This is a genomic window from Chryseobacterium sp. SIMBA_029, assembly GCF_046535275.1.
In the GTDB taxonomy this organism is placed as follows: domain Bacteria; phylum Bacteroidota; class Bacteroidia; order Flavobacteriales; family Weeksellaceae; genus Chryseobacterium.
This window is the reverse complement of sequence record NZ_JAWRXA010000423.1, coordinates 1-265: the sequence shown is the minus strand read 5'-3', so window position 1 is coordinate 265 and position 265 is coordinate 1. Positions and strand designations below refer to the sequence as shown.

General features: G+C 63.4%; 1 protein-coding gene. It reads right to left on the bottom strand.

Features of this window, described 5'->3' with window-relative positions; all coding sequences use genetic code 11:
• Nucleotides 1–265: hypothetical protein (locus SB679_RS24685; RefSeq protein ID WP_410704923.1), on the bottom strand; the 265-nt coding region annotated here is incomplete at both ends.

Sequence of the window (265 nt, the reverse complement as noted above, 5' to 3'; positions counted from 1 at the left end):
CGGGCCGTTTTCGCCAGTGAGGCGTTCCCGCAGTGTGTTCTGGACCTTTTCGGCCACTTCGGCGCCCGTCAGTTCCTCGCCGCCAAGCTCGAACACGTCGTCGCGGTGGCCCGCGGCAAAATGAAGGAGCTCGTAGGTGAGTTCGTCATGGTTTTGGAGCGCGTGGACCAGCGATGCCTGGTCTACGCCGATCTCCTTGGCGAGCTTCAGGGTCAGGCGCAGGAACTCGGTATCGCCGGTCACCAAGGCGTAGTGGTACGCAGGC